The organism is Aquidulcibacter paucihalophilus (assembly GCA_030285985.1).
GTDB lineage: Bacteria > Pseudomonadota > Alphaproteobacteria > Caulobacterales > Caulobacteraceae > Brevundimonas.
This window is the reverse complement of record CP127384.1, coordinates 2,784,500-2,805,914: the sequence shown is the minus strand read 5'-3', so window position 1 is coordinate 2,805,914 and position 21,415 is coordinate 2,784,500. Positions and strand designations below refer to the sequence as shown.

Here is a 21,415-nt window from a genome sequence, read left to right as displayed (position 1 = left end):
ATGGGACTGGCCGATCTCGGACGGATCGACGAGGTCATCCACGGCCGCATGCGGTTGGGGATCATGGTCTATCTGTCTGACGCCGACAGCGCCGACTTCACCGAGCTGAAGACCGTGCTCGAGGCGACCCAGGGCAATCTGTCGGTCCATCTGAAGAAGCTGGAGGAGGCGGGCTTCGTCGCCATCGCCAAGAGCTTCAAGGACAACAAACCCCTGACCCGGGTCTCGATCACGCCCGCGGGCCGCAAGGCGTTCGGCGCCTATCTGGACGCCATCGGCAGCCTGATCGGGGGCAAGGACTGATGGCCGGTCCGGGCTTCGTCGATCAGCTGATGGAGGTGGTTTTCGGGAGCCGGCCGAAGCAGATCGGGCCCGTCCGTGTCATGGGCATCGTCAATGTCACGCCCGACAGCTTCTCTGACGGCGGCCGGCTGGCCTCGGTCGAGGCGGCCGTGGCGCACGGGCTGGCGCTGGTCGAACAGGGCGCGGACATCCTCGACATCGGCGGCGAAAGCACCCGGCCCGGCGCCGAACCGGTCGATGCCGCCGAGGAAATCGCCCGTGTTGTGCCGGTCATCGAGGGCCTGCGCGCCCACTGGGCCGGCCCGATCAGCATCGACACCATGAAGCCCGACGTCGCCCGCGCCGCCGTCGCCGCGGGGGCGACCATGTGGAACGATGTGACGGCGCTGGGCTTCGCGCCGGACAGCCGGGCGACCGCCGCTGACCTCGGCTGCGACGTGGTGCTGATGCATATGCGGGGCGAGCCGCGCACCATGCAGGCCGATCCGCAGTACGGGGATGTGGTCGCCGAGGTCGCCGGCTGGCTGACCGCCCGGGCCGGCGCTGCGATGGCGGCGGGGGTGGCGCGCGAACGAATCTGGCTCGATCCCGGCCTCGGCTTCGGCAAGACGGCCGCCCACAATCTGGCCCTGACGGCGCAGCTGGACCGGCTGGCCGGCACCGGCTTTCCGGTCCTCTACGGGGCCAGCCGCAAGCGGGTGATCCAGTCGGTCGATCCGACGGCGGCCGATCCCGGCGACCGGCTCGGCGGCTCCCTGGCCCTGGCGCTCGAGGCGGCGCGGGGAGGGGCCTCCATCCTCCGCGTCCACGATGTGCGCGAGACGGTGCAGGCCCTGGCGGTCCAGGCGGCGGTGAGGGCAGCGGCCCACCCTAACTGACTTGTCCGTTCGGCCGCTCTGCCGCATGGGAGGGACATGCCCGACCAGCCGAACCACCGCGGACGCGTCCTGATCATCGCCGGCTCGGATTCCGGCGGCGGCGCGGGACTCCAGGCCGACATCAAGGCCGTGACCATGCTCGGCGGATACGCCGCCACGGCCATCACGGCGATCACGGTGCAGAACACCCTCGGCGTTCACGGCGTGCATCCGCTGCCGCTGGACCTGATCGAGGCCCAGGCGCGGGCCGTGCTGGACGACATCGGCGCCGATGCGATCAAGACCGGCATGCTGGGCTCGACCGCAGTGGTCGAGCGGGTGGCCGCCATTCTCGATTCGTCCGCCGCTCCCGCGGTCGTCGATCCCGTCATGATCGCCAAGGGCGGCGCGGCCCTGCTGGCGGACGATGCCGTGGCCGCCGTGCGGTCGCTGATGATTCCCCGCGCGGCCCTGCTGACCCCCAATGCGCCCGAGGCCGAGGCCCTGACAGGGATCGCGGTCGCCGACCTCGATGGCCAGCGCCGTGCCGGCGAGGCCCTGCTGGCCCTGGGCGCGCGGGCGGTGCTGATGAAGGGCGGCCATGTGCCGGGGGCGACGGTCGTCGACCTGCTGCTGACCCCGACCGGCGAGACCCTGCTGGAGGGCGAGCGGTTCGACACGCGCAACACCCACGGCACGGGCTGCACCTTGGCCAGCGCCTGCGCGGCGGGACTGGCGAAGGGTTTGCCGCTCGAGGCCGCCGTGGCCGAGGCCTGGGCCTATGTCGCCGAGGCCATCCGCCGGGCCCCGGGGCTGGGCGGAGGACACGGGCCGCTCGACCACGGCTGGCCGCTGAGGCGCGACGCATGAGCGAGCTTGAGGCACGCCTTGTAGACATCGTCCGCGCCGACCCCGGCCTGATGCACGTCCTGAAGGGCGTCCGGGATCAGGGCCTGCCGGACTGGCGGATCTTCTCGGGGGCTGTCTACCAGAGCGTCTGGAACGCCCTGACCGGGCGGCCTGCGGGCTATGGCGTGCGTGACTATGACGTCGGCTATTTCGATCCCGACACCAGCTGGGACGCCGAGGACGTGATCATCAAGCGCGTCGCCGCCGCCTTTGACGAACCGTTCCGCAGCACCGTCGAGGTCCGCAACCAGGCGCGGGTGCCGATCTGGTTCCCGGCCCATTTCGGCGAGCCCTATGATCCGCTGTCGGGGACGGATGAGGCCCTCGAACGCTTCGTGGCCCCGGCCTTTGCGGTCGGCGTGCGGCTGGAGGCGGACGATACGATCAGCGTGGCGGCACCGCTGGGGCTGGAGGATGTGTTCGCCCTGACCCTGCGGCCCAACCCGAACCGCCCCCGGGCGAAAGACTGGCCACGCGTGGTCGAGCGGGCCCGGGCCCGGTGGCCGGAGTTGAGGGTTGTGACGTGATTGCAGCGACCGCCGCCCTGACGCTTCTCCTTGCCGCACAGGATCTCATCGAGGCCGATGTTTCCGGCAGCCGGCGCTGGCGGGTGGCCATGGAAGGGCCCGGCGGGGCCGTCGCCTTCCTGCCGACCGCCCGATCCGCTGATACCCGCGAGGTCGTGCTGATAACGACCGCCTGGGTGGCCGACGCGCCGGGCGGGCCACCGGCGCTGACGCAGGCCTTTTTTGTGCACGCGCTCGACTGCGCCGCCGGCACGCAATCGCGGACCGGATTCGGCGAGACCGATCCGCCGCCACGGCGCTGGACGCCGGCGGACGGCCCGCCGCTGCCCCGCCGCACGCCCGTTCCGGCACCGATACAGCCGGACACGGCGATGGCCGTGATCGCAGAAGCGGTGTGCCGGGACGGCGCGCCGAACCTGCCTGAAATCGAAGGGGAATGGTCCATGGTCGCCCGGACCCTGAGACAGCGTGTCGAGGCGTTCGGGGCCGGGGGCGGCGACCGATGAAACAGTGGACTGTCGACGCCTTCGCCGCCGCCCCGTTCAAGGGGAACCCCGCCTGCGTGGTCGAGCCCTTCGACCAGTGGCCGTTCGACGACTGGATGCAGGCGCTGGCCAGGGAGAACAATCAGGCGGAGACGGCCTTCCTGCTGCGCACCGGCGATCCGTCGCGGTTCGGCCTGCGCTGGTTCACGCCCGGGATGGAGGTCGATCTGTGCGGCCACGCCACCCTCGCCTCGGCCCATGTGCTGCTGGCCGATGATCGTGAGCCGGGCGAGCGTCGGCTATGAGATGGACTTCCCCGCCGATCCGCCACGCCGGACCACGGCCCCCGCCGGCCTGGTCGAGGCGCTGGGCGTCGTCCCGGTCGAGGTCTGGGCGGGGCGGTATCTGGTGGCGGTGCTGGAAGACGCGGCGGCGGTGCACGCCGTCATGCCTGACATCCGGGCGCTGGCCCCGATTCAGGGGGAGGCCGGTGAGGTCGGTCAGGTGATCGTCTGCGCCCCTGCCGGTCCGTCGGACGATGTCGATGTGGTCGATCGCTTCTTCGCGCCGGGTTGCGGCGTCGACGAGGATCCGGCGACCGGTTCGGCCCACTGCATCCTGGGGCCCCTGTATGCCGGCAAGCTCGGCCGGGCGACGGTGCGGTTCCGGCAGGTCTTTCCCGGCCGGGGCGGCGATATCGAAAGCGAGACCCGCGGCGACCGGGTCCTGCTGCGCGGCCAGGCCGTCACCGTGATCGAGAGCCGGCTCAGGGTCTGAGACAGGGAAAAGGGGCGCGACCCTTTCGGATCGCGCCCCCCGGACCTTCGGGGAGGAAGGTCAGGCCCGGACCATTGTTGCTTCAGGTCGATTCGACCTGAATCCAGAAAATGGTCCTTCATCACGCTGGAGCGAAATCTGAGCCGGGGTGGACGGTGTCCACCCCGGCCGATTTCGCTCTAGTAGCGACGGTCGTCGCGGTCACGACGTTCGGCGCGGACCTGCATCGACAGGCGGTCATAGCGGCGGTCGAGCTCGGCCCGTTCGCGGTAGGACAGGCCGCCGCGCATGTAGCTGCGCTCCAGATTGACCAGGCTGTTCAGCTCGTAACGCAGCCGGGTCGCTTCCCGGCGGCTGAGCTGGCGGTTGCGTTCGCCCTGGTCGATGCGGCGATCCAGCTGGTATTTGCGCTGGCTGATGTTCTGCCAGTTGCCGCCGCGATCATTGTCCCAGCGACCACCACGGTCGCCGCCGCGGTCGTTGTCGTAGCGGCCGCCACGGTCCTGTTCATAGCCACCACGGCCGTCGCGGTCCTGATGGCCGTAGGACTGAGCCATGGCGGGGGCCGCGACGGAAGCCGCGGCCAGGGCGAGGGCGGGGATGAGAAACTTCTTCATCATCGGACTTCTCCTTGAGGGTTCCACGCGGACCGGGGTGGCCGGCGTTGATGTGAGATGACCATTCCCCGGCTGAGCGCGATCTGAACGGCGCGTGTCAGCTTTCATTCATCGGCATGAATTCGCCGTCACGCCCCGGATGCCGGGCCTTGACGACAAATCCTCGCCGCGCGCGCGAGGGGGGCGGCGCGAAAGGTGAAACATGTCTAGACTGGTCGTTCAGCCGTCGTTCAGAGCCCGGGGCCTAGACCGCTCTCCATGATCCGCCCGTCCGCCATACTGCTTGCAGCCCTGATCGCCGCCGCGCCCCTGTCGCAGGCGGTTGCGCAGGACCGTGGCGCGCGCGGTGACCGGCCCGAGCGCCAGCAGGACCAGGACGAACGCCCCCGCGTCAGCGTGGGCGAGGCGGTTCAGCGCGCCTCGTCCGGGCGTCCGGGCCGCTTCCTGGGGGCCAGCAACCGCGGCGACACCATCGTCGTTCGCTGGGAGTATCCCGGCGGGCGCGTCGCCGACATCATGGTGGACGCCCGTTCGGGTCGGGTCGTTGGAGAGCGTTGAATGCGAATCTTGCTTGTCGAGGATGACGTTGATCTGTCGCGCCAGCTGAAGCTGGCCCTCGGCGACGCCGGCTATGCCGTCGACCACGCCGCGGACGGTGAGGAAGCCCATTTCCTCGGCGACACCGAACCCTATGACGTGGTGGTGCTGGACCTCGGCCTGCCCAAGATCGACGGCGTCTCGGTGCTGGAGCGCTGGCGCCGTGACGGCAAGACCACGCCCGTCCTGATCCTGACCGCGCGCGGTGCCTGGTCGGACAAGGTCTCGGGCTTCGACGCCGGTGCTGACGACTATCTGACCAAGCCCTTCCACACCGAAGAACTGCTGGCCCGCCTGCGCGCCCTGCTGCGCCGGTCGGCGGGGATCGCTTCGGCGACCCTGTCGTGCGGCGGCCTGCGCCTCGACCCGCGCGCGGCCCGCGCCACGGTCAACGGCGAGCCGCTGCGGCTGACGTCGCTCGAGTACCGGCTGCTGCACTATGTGATGATGCACCAGGGTCGGGTGATCAGTCGCACCGAGCTGGTCGAGCACCTCTACGATCAGGATTTTGACCGCGATTCCAACACCATCGAGGTCTTCGTCGGCCGGCTGCGCAAGAAGATCGGGGCTGACCGGATCGAGACCGTGCGCGGTCTCGGCTACCGTCTGACGCCCCTGGCCGGGGAGTCCGACGGGGCGTGACCGAAGCGGCGGGGGGCGAGGCGGCGCCGGCGGATGACCGGTCCTGGGGCCGCTGGTTCGGGCGGCCGGGCCGCAGCCTGACCCGACGGCTGATCTGGCTGGCCTCCGCCTGGATCGTGCTGGCTCTCGTGATGACCGGCTGGGCCCTGACCAGCCAGTACCAGGAATCCGCCCTGAGACGGCTCGGCAATGTGCTGGCCGAAACGATCGACGAGGTGGTGATCGCCACCAATGCCGGCCCTGACGGCATCGTCGTCGCTGATATCCCGGACGCGCAGACCAACCGGGCCCTGTCCGGAAAATACTGGGCGGTTGCCGAGCTGGACGGGGAAGGCGGCATGCGCTTCATCGCCGGCTCGCCCTCCCTCGCCGGAGAAGCGCTGGCCGTGCCGCGGGGGCTGCCCGACCGGCTGGCCGGTGCCAACGGTGCCACGATCAGCTTCAATGACTCCGGCTTCCTGCGTCCGCCGCTGCGTCAGCCCCTGCGTGTCGCCGCCAGCCTGAAGTCGCTGCCGGGGCGCACCGAGCCGCTGGTCTTCATGGCCGCGATCGACCGGACCAATATCGAGAATGACACACGCCAGTTCGCGACCTTCACCTGGACCGCCCTGCTGATCCTCGGCGTGGGCCTGGTCATCGCCGTCTTCCTTCAGGTGCAGATCGGTCTTCGGCCCCTGTTCAGCCTCCGCAACGAGATCGCCGACGTCCGCAAGGGCAAGGCCGCCCGCATCGCCCGCAGCTATCCGATGGAAATCCAGCCGCTGGCCGAACAGGTCAACCGCCTGCTGGACCACAATCAGGAGACGGTCGAGCGCCAGCGCACCCACGTGGGCAACCTGGCCCATGCGCTCAAGACGCCGCTGTCGGTCATGCTGGCCGAGGCCGGATCGCAGACGGGCGACCTGCCCGACATGGTCCGCAAACAGACCGAGGTGATGAAGGCCCAGGTCGACCACCATCTGCGCCGCGCCCGCGCCGCCGCCCGCGCCCAGTTGCTGGGCGAACGCACGCCCATCGCCGAGGTGCTGGACGAGATGGCGGTCATGCTGGAGCGGGTGTTCGAGGAAAAGTCCGTCGAGATCGACTGGCGCGCGCCCGACGAGCTCGGCTTCCGGGGCGAGCGCCAGGACCTGCAGGAAATCCTCGGCAATCTGATGGAAAACGCCTGCAAATGGGCGAAGCGGCGGGTCCGCATCTCCGCCGGTCCGACCGGTCTGGGCCAGATGGTGGTGGTGGTCGAGGACGATGGTCCCGGTCTGCCGGCGGACCAGCGCGAAGCCGCCCTCGAACGTGGTGCCCGCATGGATGAGACCACGCCCGGGTCCGGCCTTGGCCTTTCCATCGTGGTCGAGCTTACGCGTGCCTATGGCGGCAAGATCACCCTGGCCGACAGCGATCTCGGTGGCCTGAAGGTCCTGCTGGAACTGCCTGCAGCAGAGGCCTGACGTCCGCCGTATGGATATCGATTGTTAACACTGTGTCACCACAGTCCTGTAGGCCGGCACGAGTCCGGTTCGGGATTTTCCTATGGCCGGGCTCTCCGTCGCCCATCGCGTCGCGCTCACCGCCCTTCTGGCGCGGTGTCCCGAACCCGCGCTCAGGGCCGTTTCGGCCGCTGTGGCACCGCTGGGCGGTGGCCGGGCCGCCGAGCTGCGGACGATTGTCGAGCAGGAGACCCGCGACCGCGTGCGTCGCGCCATGGTGCTGGCACCGCTGATCCCGATGTTCCGTCTACGGACCGACGGCATTTCGGCCATGACCTTCCCGCCGCATGTCCTGCCCCGCCTCTGGCGCGCTGCCAGTGAACGCGAGCCTGACCTGCTGATTCACCTGGACGGGGAGGAGGGCTCGTGCGTCGCGATGGCTGATCGCTTCTGCCAGACGGCGGCCAGTGTCGTGCGCGACCAGCCGGACCTTGTCTGGCCGCCTGCAGGCGATGAAGCGCTGCGCCAGAAGGGGCTCGCCGACCTGATGGCCTGCCTTGACCTCGCCCACCTGGGGCGGCGCGGTCTGCCGTCGCTGGAGATCTGGCTCAAACGCCCTGACGGCGACCAGATCGCCGAACTGCGGCTGCTGCTCAAGGACTGCGCCGGGGTTCATGTCGACGGTGCCCAGCGCGTGCTGGAAATGTTGTTCGCCCATCTGGATGACGCGGTGCTGATCCTGCGGATCCTCACCCAGACGTCGCTTTCGGCCGGGCGCGAGGGCTTCCTCAGCGAATCGGAGCTGGCCGGGTTTGTCGACCGGCTGATCGCCGGCGTCGATGTCCGCGCCCGCAAGATCGAGGCGTTCAAGCCGGGGGCTGACCTCGCCCACGTCGGGACGGTGATCGCCGACCTGAACTGGTGCGCCAGCGTGCTCGCCGAGCTGGACGTGACCCTGACCCTCAGTCCGCAGAGCGTTTGGGGCAAGTCCGTACGGGATGGGCGTGTGGCCATCGCCCGTTGCCTGTCCGGCCTGTTGCGTGCGGCGGACAAGGCCGTGGAAGAAGCCCTGCCGCTGGAGCGGGTGCAGATCGCCGGACGCATGACGCGCAAGTTGCCGCGGCTGTCGGCCCCGGTTGTGGGGCCAACGGTCGACGCCGCGCTCAGCCTGCTGCAGCTGGTCGGCTCGGTGCGCGGCCCGGCTTCGACGTTCGGCTGCGAGGCCGACCGCAAGACCCTGGTCGACGCCCTGATCGCCCGGTTGTCGGACTATGCCGACCAGGCGCTGCGGATGATCAATGAACGCGAGGCCGAGGATGAGGCCCATGCGCTCGGGCTCGTCGAACTGACCGCCCTCTGCCTCGATCACATCGACGCCGACGAACCCGCCCGCACGGTGCGGCGTCGGGCCGCGGTCGCTGGCACCCCTGCAACGGGGTCCGAGGCCTCGTCGCGGGCCGCGTGATCGGCTACATCGCCGGGGATGACGGCATTCTGGATCATGGCGGCGCTGCTGACGGCTCTCGCGGGCCTGTGCGCCCTCGCCGGTGCCCGACGTGGCGCGGACGCCGACGAGACCATATCCGCCGCCGCTGAACTGGCAGAACTCGATCGCCTCAAGGCCCGGGGTCTGCTGGATGAGGCCGGCTGGACCGCGGCCCGCGCCGAGGCCGGGCGCCGCATCCTCGTCTCCGACCGGGAGGCCGAACCGGCCAGGGCCGGGACAAGGGACCGGTTCTGGGTGCTGGCCGGGCTGGTGGTCACGGCCGTAGCGGCCCTGGGCCTCTACGCCGGGATCGGCGCGCCCGGACTGCCCGATCAGGCGTATGAGCGCCGTGTGGATCAGTGGACAACCGAACTGGAGACGCTGCAGCCGCCGCAGGTCGCCGCCGTGGCCGCCCGGGTCGTGCGGGACCGGCCCAATGATCATGAAGCCCTGACCATGCTGGGCGCGGCCCGGTTCGAGGCCGGCGATCCGATCGGCGCGGCCTCGGCCTTCCGCCGGGCGCTGACCCTGCAGCCCGACGACGCGCAAAGCTGGGCGCGACTGGGCGAGAGCCTGACCCGCGCCAACGGCGGCGTGGTCGGCGGCGACGCCGAGGCCGCCTTCGCCCAGGCCCTGCGCCGCGATCCCGGCCAGCTGGGCGCGCGCTATTTCCTCGGCGAGGCCGCCCTCGCCCGCAATGAGGCGGCAATGGTCCGGGCCATGTGGGGTCCCCTGATCGCCGCCCTCGACCCGGCCGATCCACGCCGGGCTGACCTGCAACGGCGCATGCCGGGAGAAACGCAATGAGCTGGCTTCCCAAGTCGCCGAAGGCGCGTCGTCGCCTCTGGGTGGTCGCCGCGGTGGCGCCGGTGCTGGCGGTCGCGGTCGGCCTGTCGCTCTACGCCATGCGCGACAACGTCACCTTCTTCTTCTCGCCGTCCGAGGCGACGGCCGAGACCGCCCCCGTGGGCCGGGTCATTCGCCTCGGCGGACTGGTCGAGACGGGCAGCGTGGTCCGCGGGGCCGATGGCGAGGTCGCCTTTGCGATCACGGACAATGCCGCGACCACCCGCATCGTCTATCACGGCGACCTGCCCGACCTGTTCCGCGAGGGGCAGGGTATTGTCGCGCAGGGCAGCTTCGAGCCGGACCGGTCGTTCCGCGCCACCCAGGTGCTGGCCAAGCACGACGAGAACTACATGCCGCGCGAGGTCGCGGAACGACTCAAGGCCAAGGGCGAGTGGCGGCCCGAGGGCACCGCGGCTGCTGCGGGAGCGCCGACGACGTGACCGTTGAACTGGGCGCCTTCGCCCTGATCCTGGCCCTGGCGCTGGCCACGCTGCAGACGGGCATGGCCGTCGCCGGCCGCCTGCGCCGCAGTCCGGTGCTGGCCGGTGCCGCGGAGGGCGCGGCCTGGGCCTGTGCGGCCGCCGTGGCCCTGGCCTTTGCCGCCCTGATCCAGGCGTTCGCGGCCTCTGACTTCTCGGTCGCCAATGTCGCGGCCAACAGCCACACCGACAAGCCGATGCTCTACAAGGTCGCCGCGGCCTGGGGCAGCCACGAGGGCTCGCTGGTGCTGTGGTGTCTGGTCCTGACCGGGTTCGGCGCGCTCCTGACGCGCGCGCGCGGCCTGCCGTTCGGGCTCAAGACCTCGGCCGTGGCCACGCAGGGCCTGCTCGGCTTGATGTTCCTCGCCTTCGCCGTCTTCACCTCCAATCCGTTCGAGCGGCTGGATCCGGCCCCGTTCCAGGGCAATTCGCTGAACCCGCTGCTGCAGGACCCGGCGCTCGCCTTCCACCCGCCCTTCCTCTACGCGGGCTACGTCGGGCTATCGGTCTGTTTCTCGCTGGCGGTGGCCGCCCTGATCGAGGGCCGGGCCAACTCCAGCTTCTGGCCGGCATGGGGCCGCTGGGTGCGGCCCTGGGCCCTGGCCAGCTGGGCCTTCCTGACGGTCGGCATCACCCTCGGTGCCTTCTGGGCCTACTATGAGCTGGGCTGGGGCGGCTGGTGGTTCTGGGATCCGGTCGAGAACGCCAGCTTCATGCCCTGGCTGGCCGGTGCCGCCCTGCTGCACTCGGCCGTGGTCACCGAGCGGCGCGGGGCGCTGGCGGGCTGGACGACCTTCCTCGCCCTGCTGGCCTTCACCTTCTCCATGCTGGGGGCCTTCCTCGTCCGCTCGGGCGTCCTGACCAGCGTCCATGCCTTCGCCGTCGATCCCGAGCGCGGCCTGATGCTGCTGGCCATCCTCGGCGCGACCTCCGGGGCCGCCTTCGCCCTGTTCGCCTGGCGCGCGCCGCAGCTGAAGGGCGGGGGGATGTTCGCCCCGGTGAGCCGCGAGGGCGCGCTGGTGCTGAACAACGTCTTCCTCACCGCGGCCTGCGCCACCGTCCTGCTGGGCACCCTCTATCCGCTGATCCTCGAGGCGGCGAACGGCGCGACCATCTCGGTCGGCCCGCCCTATTTCGCCCTGACCTTCGTGCCCCTGATGGCCGCCGCCTGCCTGATCGTGCCCGCGGGCCCGCTGCTGGCGTGGAAGCGCGGCGACCTGAAGGGCGTGGGCCAGCGGCTGGCCCTGGCCGCGGGTCTGTCGATCCTGATCGCGCTGGCGGGCTGGATGGCGTTCGACCCCAGGAAGGCCTTGTCGGGCGCCGGCATCGGTCTCGGCACCTGGCTGATCCTCGGCTCCCTCGCCGAGGTCGCCGAGCGGCTCCGGCTGTTCCGCGTGCCCCCGGCCGAGTGTCTGCGTCGTGCGCGGGGTCTGCCGCTCGGCGCCTGGGGCACGACCCTGGCCCATGCCGGGCTGGGCGTCTTCGTGCTCGGGGCGGTGGTCGAGACCGGCTATCGCGTCGAGGCGGCCCGCCCGATCGCCCCCGGCCAGACCCTCGAGGCCGGCAAATGGGCCGTGACCCTGGACTCCGTCCGTGTGGTCGAGGGCCCGAACTACCTGGCTGAGCAGGGAAAACTCACCGTGACCCTGCGCGACGGCGGCTCGCCGAAGACGGTCACCGCCGAACGCCGCTTCTTCCCCACCGGCGGCCAGACCACGACCGAGGTCGGCCTCGATTTCCGCGGGCTGGACGACGTCTATGTGGTGCTGGGCGAGCGCGGCCAGACGGCCGCCGGCGCCCCGGCCTGGAATGTCCGCGTCTGGTGGAATCCCTGGGCGCGGCTGATCTTCCTCGGCCCGGCGATCATGGCCCTGGGCGGCCTGCTGTCGCTGCTGGACCGGCGGCTGAGGCTGGGCGTGAACCGGAAGCCTGCGGCGTGAAACGCGTTCTCCTGCTTGCCGCCGCCCTGTTCCTGACCGCCGCGCCGGTGGCGGCGCAGGAGCCGCCGCCTACGCCGGACCGGCCGCTGGCGGATGCGGCGCAGGAGGCGCGGGCCCAGGCCCTGTTCGACGACATCCGCTGCGTCGTCTGCCAGCACGAGGCCATTGCCGACAGCCCTGCCGGCCTCGCCGCGGACGTGCGCGCCCTGGTGCGCGAACAGATCGCGGCCGGGCGTAGTGATCAGCAGGTCCGGGACGATCTGGTGCGCCGCTACGGCGACTTCGTCCTGTTCACCCCGCCACTGCGGGGCGGGACCTGGCTGCTTTGGTTCGGGCCGCTGGCGGTGCTGCTGGCGGCGGGCGGTGGCCTGTGGTTCTCGGCGCGCCGCCGCTCTGTCGTGGCAGAACCGCTCTCGGCCGCTGAAGAGGCCGATCTGGCGCGGATACTCGCCGATCAGGCGGTTCGCCCCGATCCTGACGCAAAGCCGTCTGACGACTAGGCCCGAGCCTGGTCGTTTGAGGAGGAATCGCTTCGCGGTTCCGAGGAGAGCGTGAAGCAGGCTCGCAGGGACTGCGGACCCTTCACGACGCGGCAACGTTGGTGAAAGGGGGCGCGGCCCTATATTACAAGGCCTAACGGGCGTTCCGCGCCCGACGAGAGGATCGCAAGACACGCCTATGATGAAGCGCAAGGAATTCATGCTGGGGGCCATTGCTGGCCTGACCTTCGCCGCCGCGGCGACCGCCGGCGGCGTCATCGACTGGCCCTCGGCCAATGCGGGCCCGGTGGCGGGCTTCACGGGCCGTCTCTCGCCCGACAACGGCGGTGCCGGCCTCGCCTTCGCCCCGCCGCAGGGCGCGCCGCTCAGCTTCGCCGACATCTTCGCCCAGGTCGCCCCGGCCGTGGTGCAGATCGAGGTCAGGACCCGGGTCGCCCAGCGTCAGCGCTTCATCCAGGTTCCCGGCCTCGGCGCCGTGCCTGTGCCCGGCGGCCCCGGTGGAGAAGAGGGCGAGGAGGCTGAAGGCGAGGGCGCGACCGCCTTGGGGGCCGGTTCCGGCTTCTTCATCGCGGCCAACGGCTACATCGTCACCAACAACCACGTCGTCGCCGACGCCACCAGCATCCGCGTCAAACTGGCCGACGGCCGCGAGATGGATGCGCGCCTGATAGGCCGCGACGAGAACACCGATCTCGCGGTCATCAAGGTCGAGGGCACGGACTTCCCGTTCGTCTCCTTCGAGGAGACGGCCCAGCCTCGCGTCGGCGACTGGGTTATCGCGGTCGGCAACCCGTTCGGTCTGGGCGGAACGGCCACGGCCGGCATCGTTTCGGCCCAGGGCCGTCGCGACATCGACAGCGCCTATGTCGACTATCTCCAGATCGACGCGGCCATCAACCAGGGCAATTCGGGCGGGCCGTCCTTCGACATCTACGGCCGTGTCATCGGCGTCAACGCGGCCATCTTCTCGCAGACGGGCGGCTCGGTCGGCATCGGCTTCGCCATCCCGGCCTCGGTGGCCAAGCCGATCACGGATCGCCTGATGCGCGGCGAGACCATCGAGCGCGGATACGTCGGCGTCGGCATCCAGAATCTCAGCCGCGATCAGATCGAAGCGCTCGGGCTTCCCGCAGACTTCACCGGAGCCCTCGTCGGTGAATTGACCGCCGGCGGCCCGGCTGAGGCCGGCGGCGTCCAGATCGGCGACATCGTCACCCGGCTGAACGGAACGGTCGTGCGCGACCGGACGGATCTGACCCGCCGCATCGGTCAGGTCAGCCCGGGCGAGACCGTTCGCCTTGAGGTCTTGCGCGACGGCCGCAGACAGAACCTGTCCATCCGGGTGCGCGCGCGGCCGCCCGAGTCCGAACTGAACGCCCGACCGGATCAGGATTCGGACAATCCCTCGGCACAGGAATTGGCCGGCACCTCCGTCGGCGGCCTGACCGTGGCGCCAATGTCGGAAGCCCTGCGCCGGCGTTACTCCATTCCGGCCCCGGTCAACGGGCTGGTGGTGACCGCCGCCGAGACCATTGGCGAGCTGAATTTCCGGCCCGGCTTTGTCATCACGCGCAGCGGGTCGGGTCCGATCCGGACACCGGCTGAACTTCAGGCCGCCATCGACGCGGCGCGTCGGTCCAACCGGTCGGGCGTCTTCCTGATCGTCTGGACCCCGCAGGGCAACTCGCCGATCGTGCTGCCGCTTCCCAAACCTGAATAAGCCGTAACTGCCCCCATCGCCGCCGATGCGCTAACATCGGCGGCGATTCCGCATTTGAGGGCTGATTCCATGCGCATTCTGGTGGTCGAGGACGACGCTGAAGCCGCGACCGCCATGGTCCGGGGATTGACCGAAGCCGGGCACGAGCCGACCCACGCCGTCGACGGCGCCTTCGGCCTGCTGGAGGCCCAGAAGGGCGGCTATGACGTCTATGTCGTCGACCGGATGATGCCCCGCCTCGACGGCATCGGCATGGTCGAGACCCTGCGCAAGGACGGGGACCAGACCCCGGTCCTGTTCCTGTCCGCCCTCGGCGAGGTCGAGGACCGCGTCACGGGCCTGAAGGCCGGCGCCGACGATTATCTGGTCAAGCCCTATGCCTTCTCCGAACTGATCGCCCGGGTCGAGGCCCTGTCGCGCCGTCGTGAGACCGGCAGCGTCGCCACCATGCTCAAGGTCGGCGACCTCGAGATGAACCTGATCGCCCGCACCGTGCATCGCACCGGCAAGGAGATCGACCTCCAGCCGCGCGAGTTCCAGCTGCTGGAGTTCCTGATGCGCCACGCCGGCCAGTCGGTGACCCGCACCATGCTGCTGGAGAAGGTCTGGGAATATCATTTCGACCCCCAGACCAATGTCATCGACGTCCACATCAGCCGCCTGCGCGCCAAGATCGACAAGGGCTTCGACCACGCCATGCTGCAGACGGTGCGCGGGGCGGGGTACCGGCTGGAGCCGTAAGCAACCGCGATGCGGCTTCCCTCCCTCCTGCGCCGCACGCCCTTCCGGCTGACGCTGCTGTTCCTCGCCCTGTTCGCGGCGGCGGCCAGCGCCATCCTGGCCTATGTCTATTTCGCCTCGGCCTCCGAGGCGCGGACCAAGGCCGAGCGCGACGTGCGCGGCGAGATGGAGGTCCTGGCCGGCATTTACGAAGCGCGGGGTCTGGATGCCCTGAACCGGGAAGTGATCGACCGCACCCTGCGGGACAGCGCCTTCCTCTACCGGCTGGAGCCTGCCGATGGCGGCTGGTTCGCCGGCAGCCTGACGATCTTCCCGATCGAGACGCTCGAAGAAGAGCAGCAGTGGATCACCTTCCCCTTCACTGACACCGATGTGGAGGGACGGGTGACCCGGCCCCAGGTCAGGGGCGTCCAGCGTCGGCTGAAGGACGGCGGCATGCTGTTCGTCGGCCAGTCGCTCGGCGACACCGAGGCCTATCTGGCCCGCCTGACCCAGGCCCTGTGGACCGCCATGGGCATTGTGCTGCTGCTCGGTCTGGCGGGCGGGGTGCTGGTCAGTCGCAACCTCGAACACGCCATGGGCCGGCTCGGCAAGGTCGTCACGGCGGTGCAGGAGGGCGACCTCAAGGCCCGGGCCGAGGTCCGCAACTCCGGCGACGAACTGGATGAACTGGGCTCCGGACTGAACACCATGCTGGACCGGCTGGAAGGTTCCATGGCCTCGATCCGCCACGCCGGCGACGCCATCGCCCACGACCTGCGCTCGCCCCTGACCCGGATGCGGGCCAAGCTGGAGGTCGCGCTGATGGACGCCGAGGCCGGCCGGATCGACGGCGTCGACGCGGTCCAGCTGGCCCTCGACGAGGCCGACAATCTGCTCAAGACCTTCAACACCGTCCTCGCCATCGCCCGTCTGCAGTCCGCGGCCGGCCGCACCCCGGACCCGAAGGTGTTCGACGCCGCCGACCTCGCCGCCGACATGGCCGAGCTGTACGAGCCCGCCTCGGAGGACAAGGGGCTGGAGTTCTCGGCCGAGATCGAGCGCGGCCTGATGATCGAGGGCAACCAGCCCTTCCTGGCCCAGGCCCTGGCCAACATCATCGACAACGCCATCAAATACACGCCCACCGGCGGTGCCGTGATGCTGCGCGCGCGCCGGCGGTCTTCGGGCGAGATCGAATACTCCGTCACCGACACCGGCCCCGGCGTGCCCGAGGCGGACCGCGAACGCGTCATCGAACGCTTCGTGCGCCTCGACAACAGCCGCACAGAAGCGGGCTCGGGTCTCGGCCTGTCGCTGGTCGGGGCGGTGATGGAGGCCCACGGCGGCCGCATCCTGCTGGATGAAGGCCCCGGCGAATACGGCGGCTTCGGCCCCGGCCTGCGCGTCGCCCTGGTCCTGCCGGCGGCGGAATGAGCGGCCCGCTCGGCGCCCTTATGGTTCCATGCGGCCCGGTCGTCGACGCCGTCGCGGCTGACCGGGTCCATGAACGCCTGTGCGAGGCGGCGCGCGAAGGTGGCTGGACCGATGCGATGGACGCCGCCTGGCCGGCGCTGGCTCCCGTCTTCGCGGCCTCCCCCTATCTGGGCGGCCTGGCGCGGCGCTGGCCCGAGCGGCTCCGGCTGACGCTGGAGACGGCACCGGAAGACCGGCTGGCGGCCATCCTCTCCGCCACCGAGGCCCTGACCGGCGGCGCCGACGACGTCCGCGCACCGCTGCGCTGGCTCAAGGCGGAACTGCACCTGCTGACCGCCCTGTGCGATCTCGGCGGCGTCTGGGATCTGGACGCCGTCACCGGCGCGCTCAGCCGTTTCGCCGACGCCTCGACCCGGTCCGCCCTGCGCGCCGTGGCCCACGACCAGCGCGAGCGGGGCAAGCTGGTCTCGGCGGCCGACGATCCTCGCGGTCCCATCCCCGGCCTGTTCGGCCTGGCCATGGGCAAGCACGGAGCCTTCGAGCTCAACTACTCTTCCGACATCGACATCAGCCTGTTCTGGGAGCCGGAGGCGCTGGAGAGCGCCCTGGCCGAAGGGGTCGAGCCGCAGAAATTCTGCGACCGCGCCGCCCACGCCCTGGCCTCCCTGATGCAGGAGCGGACCGGCGACGGCTATGTCTTCCGTTTCGACCTGCGACTGCGCCCGGACCCCTCGTCCACCCCGCCCGTGGTCGCCGCCCCCATGGCGCTCGCCTATTATGAAAGCGTCGGCCAGAACTGGGAGCGCGCCGCCTTCATCAAGGCCCGGCCGGTGATTGGCGACCTCGCCGCCGGCGCCGGGTTCGTGAAGGCGCTGAGGCCCTTCATCTGGCGCCGCAGTCTCGACTATCCGGCCATCCTCGATATCCAGTCGATCAAGCGCCAGATCCACGTCCACAAGACCGGCGAGGGCATGGACGCCGCCGGGGCCAATCTGAAACTGGGCCGGGGCGGCATTCGCGAGATCGAATTCTTCGCCCAGACCCAGCAGTTGATCCTCGGCGGTCGCGACCCCGCCCTGCGCAGCCCGCGCACCGTCGATGCCCTCGCCGCCCTGCGCGACGCCGGCCATGTCAGCCCGGAGGCCTGCGCCGAACTGACCGCCGCCTATGCGGCCCTGCGCGGCCTCGAGCACCGGGTGCAGATGCTCGACGACGAACAGACCCACATCCTGCCGGCCGCTCCGGCGCGGCGCGCGGCCGTGGCGGCGCTGGCGGGGCAGGGCGATCTGGCCGGCTTCGATCATGGCGTCGAGGCCCTGCTGGTCGGGGTTAACCGCACCTATGGTGGGCTGTTCGAGGGGGAGGAGTCCCTGTCGTCCCCCTATGGTTCGCTGGTCTTCACCGGCGTCGAAAACGACCCCGAGACCCTGGCGACGCTGGAACGGATGGGTTTCGCCGAGCCGGGAACGATCGCCGACACGATCCGCAGCTGGCACCACGGCCGCATCCCGGCCACCCGGTCGGCCCGTGGCCGTGAATTGTTCACCCGGCTCGCCCCCCGCTTGCTGACGGCGCTGGCCGACACCGGCGCGGCCGATGCCGCCTTCCGCCGGTTCGCCGTCTTCTTCGCCGGCCTCAACAGCGGGGTGCAGGTCCAGGCCCTGTTTCTCGCCCAGCCCAGGCTGTTCGACCTCGTCGTCGGCGTCATGGCCTTCGCCCCCCGGCTGGCCCGCACCCTCGGCCGCTATCCCGCCGCCCTGGACAGTATGCTGGACGCCCGCTTCGCCCGGGCCATCGACGAGGATTCCGGTCTGGTCGACCAGATGCGGGCCGACGCGGCGGCCGCGCCGGACTTCGAGACCGCGCTCGACGCCGCGCGTCGCGTCCATCGCGAGCAGATGTTCCGTATCGGCCTCCAGACACTGGCCGGTCACGCCGGGCCGGAGGCGGCGGGCCGCGCCTATACCGCCCTGGCCGACGCCGTGATGGACGCCCTGGCCCCGGCCGCCATGGCCGAGGCCGTGCGTCAGGGCGGAGAGCTGCCGGGCGGTTCCGTCGCCGTCGTCGCCCTCGGCAAGGCCGGGTCGCGCGAAATGACCGCCGGCTCGGACCTCGACCTGATGACCCTCTATGACGCCCCGCACGAGGCGATGTCGAATGGCAAGGGCTGGGCCGCCGGTGTCTTCTATTCCCGCTTCACCCAGCGGCTGATCGCGGCCCTGTCGGCGCATACGGCCGAGGGCGGCCTCTATGAGGTCGACATGCGGCTTCGGCCCGGTGCGGCCAAGGGGCCGGTGTCGCTGCGGCTGTCGGCGGTCGAGGACTATTACGCCACCGAGGCCGACACCTGGGAGTTCATGGCCCTGACCCGCGCTCGGGTGGTCTGGACCGATGATCCGGCGTTCGGCGCGCGCGCGACGGCAGCGCTGGAGGCCATCCTGCGGCGGCCGCGGCCGGGCGTGGACGTCGCCGCCGACGCCCGCCGGATGCGCGATCTGATGGCGCGCGAACGGCCGGGGCAGGGGGCGTGGGACCTCAAGCTGGCGCCCGGCGGTCAGGTCGATGCCGAGTTCGTTGCCCAGGTGCATCAGCTGAAGGCCGCCGCCGGCGGTGGGCCGCTGACCGTGTCGACCCTCGAGGCCCTCGCGGCGGAACCCGCCCTCGCCGAGGCCTGGCGGTTGCAACAGGCGTTGGGCCAGATTCTCAGCGCTGCCTTCGACGACAAACCGGACCCGGAGCACGAGCCCGAAGGCTTCCGCCGCCGTCTCGCCGAGGCTGCGGGCCTGGCGGATTTCGAGACCCTGAAAACCCGGCTGGTCGGGGTCCGGACCGCCGCGCGGGCCGCTTTTGACTCCGTCCTGGCGCCGCCCCGCGACGGAGACTGACGACAGCGGCGTTTCACTCTCCAGACAGGGACTGAGGCCGCGTGAGGCGGCCATGGAGATCAACGAGATGCACAAGACCCTTCTGGCCGGCAGCCTGGCCGTCCTCATGCTGGCCTCGGCCGGCGTCGCAATCGCCCAGCAGGCTCCGGCCCGGCCCATGCGCGCTGATGCCGATGGCGACAGCCGCCTCAGCCAGGCCGAGTTTGTCGGACAGCGCGTGCAGCGTCTGACCGCCATCGACGCCGACCGCGACGGCTCGGTGACGGCGGACGAACGCCGCGCCGCGATGCAGGCCCAAAGGGCCGGCCGCGCCGACGCCCGCTTCGACCGGCTGGACGCCAATGACGACGGTTCGGTCAGCCGCGACGAGTTCGACAGCGCCCGCGAGACCGGTCGTGAAGCCCGCGCCGATCGCGGTCCCCGGCCGATGCGCGCCCAGCGTGGCCCCGCTCGCGGTCAACACGGCTTGGGCCGGATGGAGGCCCGCGGTCCGGTCGTCATCGCCGACGTCCAGACCCGCGCCGAACAGGCCTTCGCCCGTCTCGACGCCGATCACGACGGCTTCGTCACCGCCGCCGAGGGCCGGGCCGGTCGTCAGGCCATGCGCGAGCATCGTCGTGAACGCATGGCAGAACGTCGCGCCGCGCGTCAGGCGTCGCCTCCGGCGTCTGCTTCGGAGTAAGGATGATGTCAGGGACGGCGGTCATGAACCGGGCGACCCTTTCGGTAGCAACGGAAGAGGGCCGGATTGGCGCTGATCGCCGACCCCGACGAGGAGCTGGTGCGTCGCGTGGGTCAGGGCGACCCGGCGGCGATCCAGGCCATGGTCGCGCGCAAGCTGCCCCGTATGCTGGCGCTGGCGCAACGGATGCTGGGCGATGCGGCCGAGGCCGAGGACGTGGCCCAGGACGCCATGTTGCGGGCCTGGAAACAGGCGCCGCGCTGGACCCCGGGGCAGGCCAAATTCGACACCTGGCTGCACCGGGTCGGGCTCAACCTCTGCTACGATCGGCTGCGCCGGCGGCGCGAGACGGTCACGGCGACGCCGCCGGACCAGCCCGACACCGGGCCGTCGCCGGACCGGGGGCTGCTGGCGGCGGACGTCGGGGTGCGGGTCGATGCGGCGCTGGCGCGCCTGCCGGACCGTCAGCGCGAGGCCATTGTCCTGTGTCACTATCAGGAGCTGACCAATATCGAGGCCGCGGCCCTGATGGCGGTCAGTGTGGACGCGCTGGAAAGCCTGTTGTCGCGCGGACGACGGGCCTTGAGACAGGCCCTGGCCGATATCCGGCCGGGTGCTGAAGGAGCATGAGTGTGATGACGTCGGAACGGTTCCTCGCCCTGGTCGCGGCCTATGGTGCCGACGCACGGCGCTGGCCCGAGGCTGAGCGCGCGGCGGCCCAGGCGTTTGCGGCGGCTGATCCCGCTGTCGCCGGCCCGGCCCTCGCCGACGCCGATGCGGCGGACGCCCTGCTGCATGCTTCCCGCGTCGCCCACCCGTCCATGGCCCTGCGCGACCGGGTCATCGCCTCGGCCGCCGGGGCCGGCCTGAAGGCGCGTCGCGAAGGGCGTCGCTGGCTCGACCGGCTGGGGCTGGCGCTCGGCGCCGGCTGGGCCGCCGCGGCCTGCGCCGGCATATTTGCGGGAGTCATTATGACCGGCCATCTGACCGCCGACGCCCAGGCCGAGGCGGTCCTCTACCAGGCCTCCCTGCTCGGGGTGGACGATGCGGAGGTGCTCGGATGAGCCCCAAGGCTCTGAAGATTGCGCTGGCGGCCTCGGTGGCGCTGAACCTGTTCGCTGTCGCGGCCGGGGCGACCCTGTTCGTGACCCGCGCCCAGGTCGAGCAACAGGTTGAGGCCCAGCACCGTCCGGCCCGGGTGGGCTCGCCGATGCGCCTGATCGACCAGCTTGACCCGACGGTTCGCGAGCGGGTGCGCGCTGCCATGCGGGCCTCGGCTCTCGCGGCCCGGCCGGATTTCGAGGAGGCGCGCCTGAAGCGGCGTCAGGCCGTGGAGATGGGACAGTCCGCGACGTTCGACCCCGCCCGGGCCCGGGCGCTGCTGGAGGAATCCCGCAATGCGGAGATCCGCGGCCGTGCGCGGCTTGAGGCTGACGCCGTGGCCCTGCTGGCCACGCTGGAGCCGGATGACCGCCGGGCCCTGTCGGAAATCCTGACCCGTCGGGGCCGCGCCGCCGGCCGGGATCGGGGCGGGCGCGAGCCGCAAGCCGCCGCCGCGAAAGCGACGCCGCCGGCCTGA

At 70.9% G+C, this 21,415-nt stretch carries 22 protein-coding genes and 1 pseudogene; 22 read left to right on the top strand and 1 reads right to left on the bottom strand.

The window, feature by feature from the left end; all coding sequences use genetic code 11:
* The 6 genes and pseudogenes from KB221_13815 to KB221_13790 all read left to right on the top strand — a co-directional run bounded on the left by KB221_13815 (window position 1) and on the right by KB221_13790 (window position 3,858).
* Window positions 1-303, top strand: coding sequence for a transcriptional regulator (locus KB221_13815; protein WIY69139.1), 303 nt, complete (start codon window positions 1-3; stop codon window positions 301-303).
* 80 nt (window positions 304-383) lie between these two features.
* On the top strand, window positions 384-1,181 hold the full coding sequence (folP, locus tag KB221_13810; GenBank protein WIY70935.1) for a dihydropteroate synthase: 798 nt from the start codon (window positions 384-386) through the stop codon (window positions 1,179-1,181).
* Between the two features lie 36 nt (window positions 1,182-1,217).
* Window positions 1,218-2,030: a bifunctional hydroxymethylpyrimidine kinase/phosphomethylpyrimidine kinase gene (gene thiD, locus KB221_13805; protein WIY69138.1), complete on the top strand. Its 813-nt coding sequence runs from the start codon at window positions 1,218-1,220 to the stop codon at window positions 2,028-2,030.
* Window positions 2,027-2,596 carry a nucleotidyltransferase family protein gene (locus KB221_13800; protein WIY69137.1) on the top strand — a complete coding sequence of 190 codons (570 nt, stop codon included), beginning with the start codon at window positions 2,027-2,029 and terminating at the stop codon, window positions 2,594-2,596. Before thiD ends, KB221_13800 begins: the two co-directional genes overlap by 4 nt.
* Window positions 2,593-3,102 carry a hypothetical protein gene (locus KB221_13795; protein WIY69136.1) on the top strand — a complete coding sequence of 170 codons (510 nt, stop codon included), beginning with the start codon at window positions 2,593-2,595 and terminating at the stop codon, window positions 3,100-3,102. The genes KB221_13800 and KB221_13795 overlap by 4 nt, the downstream gene beginning before the upstream one ends.
* A pseudogene (locus tag KB221_13790) lies at window positions 3,099-3,858 on the top strand (PhzF family phenazine biosynthesis protein). The gene KB221_13795 and the pseudogene KB221_13790 overlap by 4 nt, the downstream one beginning before the upstream one ends.
* Before the next feature lie 179 nt (window positions 3,859-4,037).
* On the opposite strand, the gene KB221_13785 reads toward KB221_13790, so the two are convergent.
* Entirely contained in the window at window positions 4,038-4,475 is a 438-nt protein-coding gene (locus tag KB221_13785) for a hypothetical protein (GenBank protein WIY69135.1), read from the bottom strand.
* A gap of 258 nt (window positions 4,476-4,733) precedes the next feature.
* Between KB221_13785 and KB221_13780 the strand changes: the two genes are divergently transcribed.
* From KB221_13780 to KB221_13705, 16 genes are all read left to right on the top strand, one after another.
* Window positions 4,734-5,033: a hypothetical protein gene (locus KB221_13780; protein WIY69134.1), complete on the top strand. Its 300-nt coding sequence runs from the start codon at window positions 4,734-4,736 to the stop codon at window positions 5,031-5,033.
* Window positions 5,034-5,714: a response regulator transcription factor gene (locus KB221_13775; protein WIY69133.1), complete on the top strand. Its 681-nt coding sequence runs from the start codon at window positions 5,034-5,036 to the stop codon at window positions 5,712-5,714.
* A complete protein-coding gene (locus KB221_13770) occupies window positions 5,711-7,159 on the top strand; it encodes a sensor histidine kinase (protein WIY69132.1) in 1,449 nt (482 codons plus the stop codon). The genes KB221_13775 and KB221_13770 overlap by 4 nt, the downstream gene beginning before the upstream one ends.
* Window positions 7,160-7,241: 82 nt before the next feature.
* Complete coding sequence (locus KB221_13765) at window positions 7,242-8,603, top strand: hypothetical protein (GenBank protein WIY69131.1); 1,362 nt, start codon at window positions 7,242-7,244, stop codon at window positions 8,601-8,603.
* Between the two features lie 18 nt (window positions 8,604-8,621).
* Window positions 8,622-9,431, top strand: coding sequence for a c-type cytochrome biogenesis protein CcmI (ccmI, locus tag KB221_13760; GenBank protein ID WIY69130.1), 810 nt, complete (start codon window positions 8,622-8,624; stop codon window positions 9,429-9,431).
* Window positions 9,428-9,913: a cytochrome c maturation protein CcmE gene (gene ccmE, locus KB221_13755; GenBank protein ID WIY69129.1), complete on the top strand. Its 486-nt coding sequence runs from the start codon at window positions 9,428-9,430 to the stop codon at window positions 9,911-9,913. Before ccmI ends, ccmE begins: the two co-directional genes overlap by 4 nt.
* Window positions 9,910-11,892 (top strand): heme lyase CcmF/NrfE family subunit, encoded by a 1,983-nt coding sequence (locus tag KB221_13750; GenBank protein WIY69128.1) that lies wholly within the window; start codon window positions 9,910-9,912, stop codon window positions 11,890-11,892. The genes ccmE and KB221_13750 overlap by 4 nt, the downstream gene beginning before the upstream one ends.
* A complete protein-coding gene (locus KB221_13745; protein WIY69127.1) occupies window positions 11,889-12,392 on the top strand; it encodes a cytochrome c-type biogenesis protein CcmH in 504 nt (167 codons plus the stop codon). Before KB221_13750 ends, KB221_13745 begins: the two co-directional genes overlap by 4 nt.
* A gap of 178 nt (window positions 12,393-12,570) precedes the next feature.
* Window positions 12,571-14,112, top strand: a complete 1,542-nt coding sequence (locus KB221_13740) for a trypsin-like peptidase domain-containing protein (protein ID WIY69126.1) — start codon at window positions 12,571-12,573, stop codon at window positions 14,110-14,112.
* Between the two features lie 69 nt (window positions 14,113-14,181).
* Window positions 14,182-14,853, top strand: a complete 672-nt coding sequence (locus KB221_13735) for a response regulator transcription factor (GenBank protein ID WIY69125.1) — start codon at window positions 14,182-14,184, stop codon at window positions 14,851-14,853.
* A gap of 9 nt (window positions 14,854-14,862) precedes the next feature.
* A complete protein-coding gene (locus KB221_13730) occupies window positions 14,863-16,269 on the top strand; it encodes a HAMP domain-containing sensor histidine kinase (GenBank protein ID WIY69124.1) in 1,407 nt (468 codons plus the stop codon).
* The gene (locus KB221_13725; protein ID WIY69123.1) at window positions 16,266-19,154 is read left to right on the top strand and encodes a bifunctional [glutamine synthetase] adenylyltransferase/[glutamine synthetase]-adenylyl-L-tyrosine phosphorylase; all 2,889 of its coding nucleotides are present in this window, start codon (window positions 16,266-16,268) and stop codon (window positions 19,152-19,154) included. The genes KB221_13730 and KB221_13725 overlap by 4 nt, the downstream gene beginning before the upstream one ends.
* A 52-nt stretch (window positions 19,155-19,206) precedes the next feature.
* Entirely contained in the window at window positions 19,207-19,836 is a 630-nt protein-coding gene (locus KB221_13720; GenBank protein ID WIY69122.1) for an EF-hand domain-containing protein, read from the top strand.
* Window positions 19,837-19,902: 66 nt separating this feature from the next.
* Window positions 19,903-20,466: an RNA polymerase sigma factor gene (locus KB221_13715; protein ID WIY69121.1), complete on the top strand. Its 564-nt coding sequence runs from the start codon at window positions 19,903-19,905 to the stop codon at window positions 20,464-20,466.
* 5 nt (window positions 20,467-20,471) lie between these two features.
* Window positions 20,472-20,900 carry a hypothetical protein gene (locus KB221_13710; GenBank protein WIY70934.1) on the top strand — a complete coding sequence of 143 codons (429 nt, stop codon included), beginning with the start codon at window positions 20,472-20,474 and terminating at the stop codon, window positions 20,898-20,900.
* A complete protein-coding gene (locus KB221_13705) occupies window positions 20,897-21,415 on the top strand; it encodes a periplasmic heavy metal sensor (protein WIY69120.1) in 519 nt (172 codons plus the stop codon). The genes KB221_13710 and KB221_13705 overlap by 4 nt, the downstream gene beginning before the upstream one ends.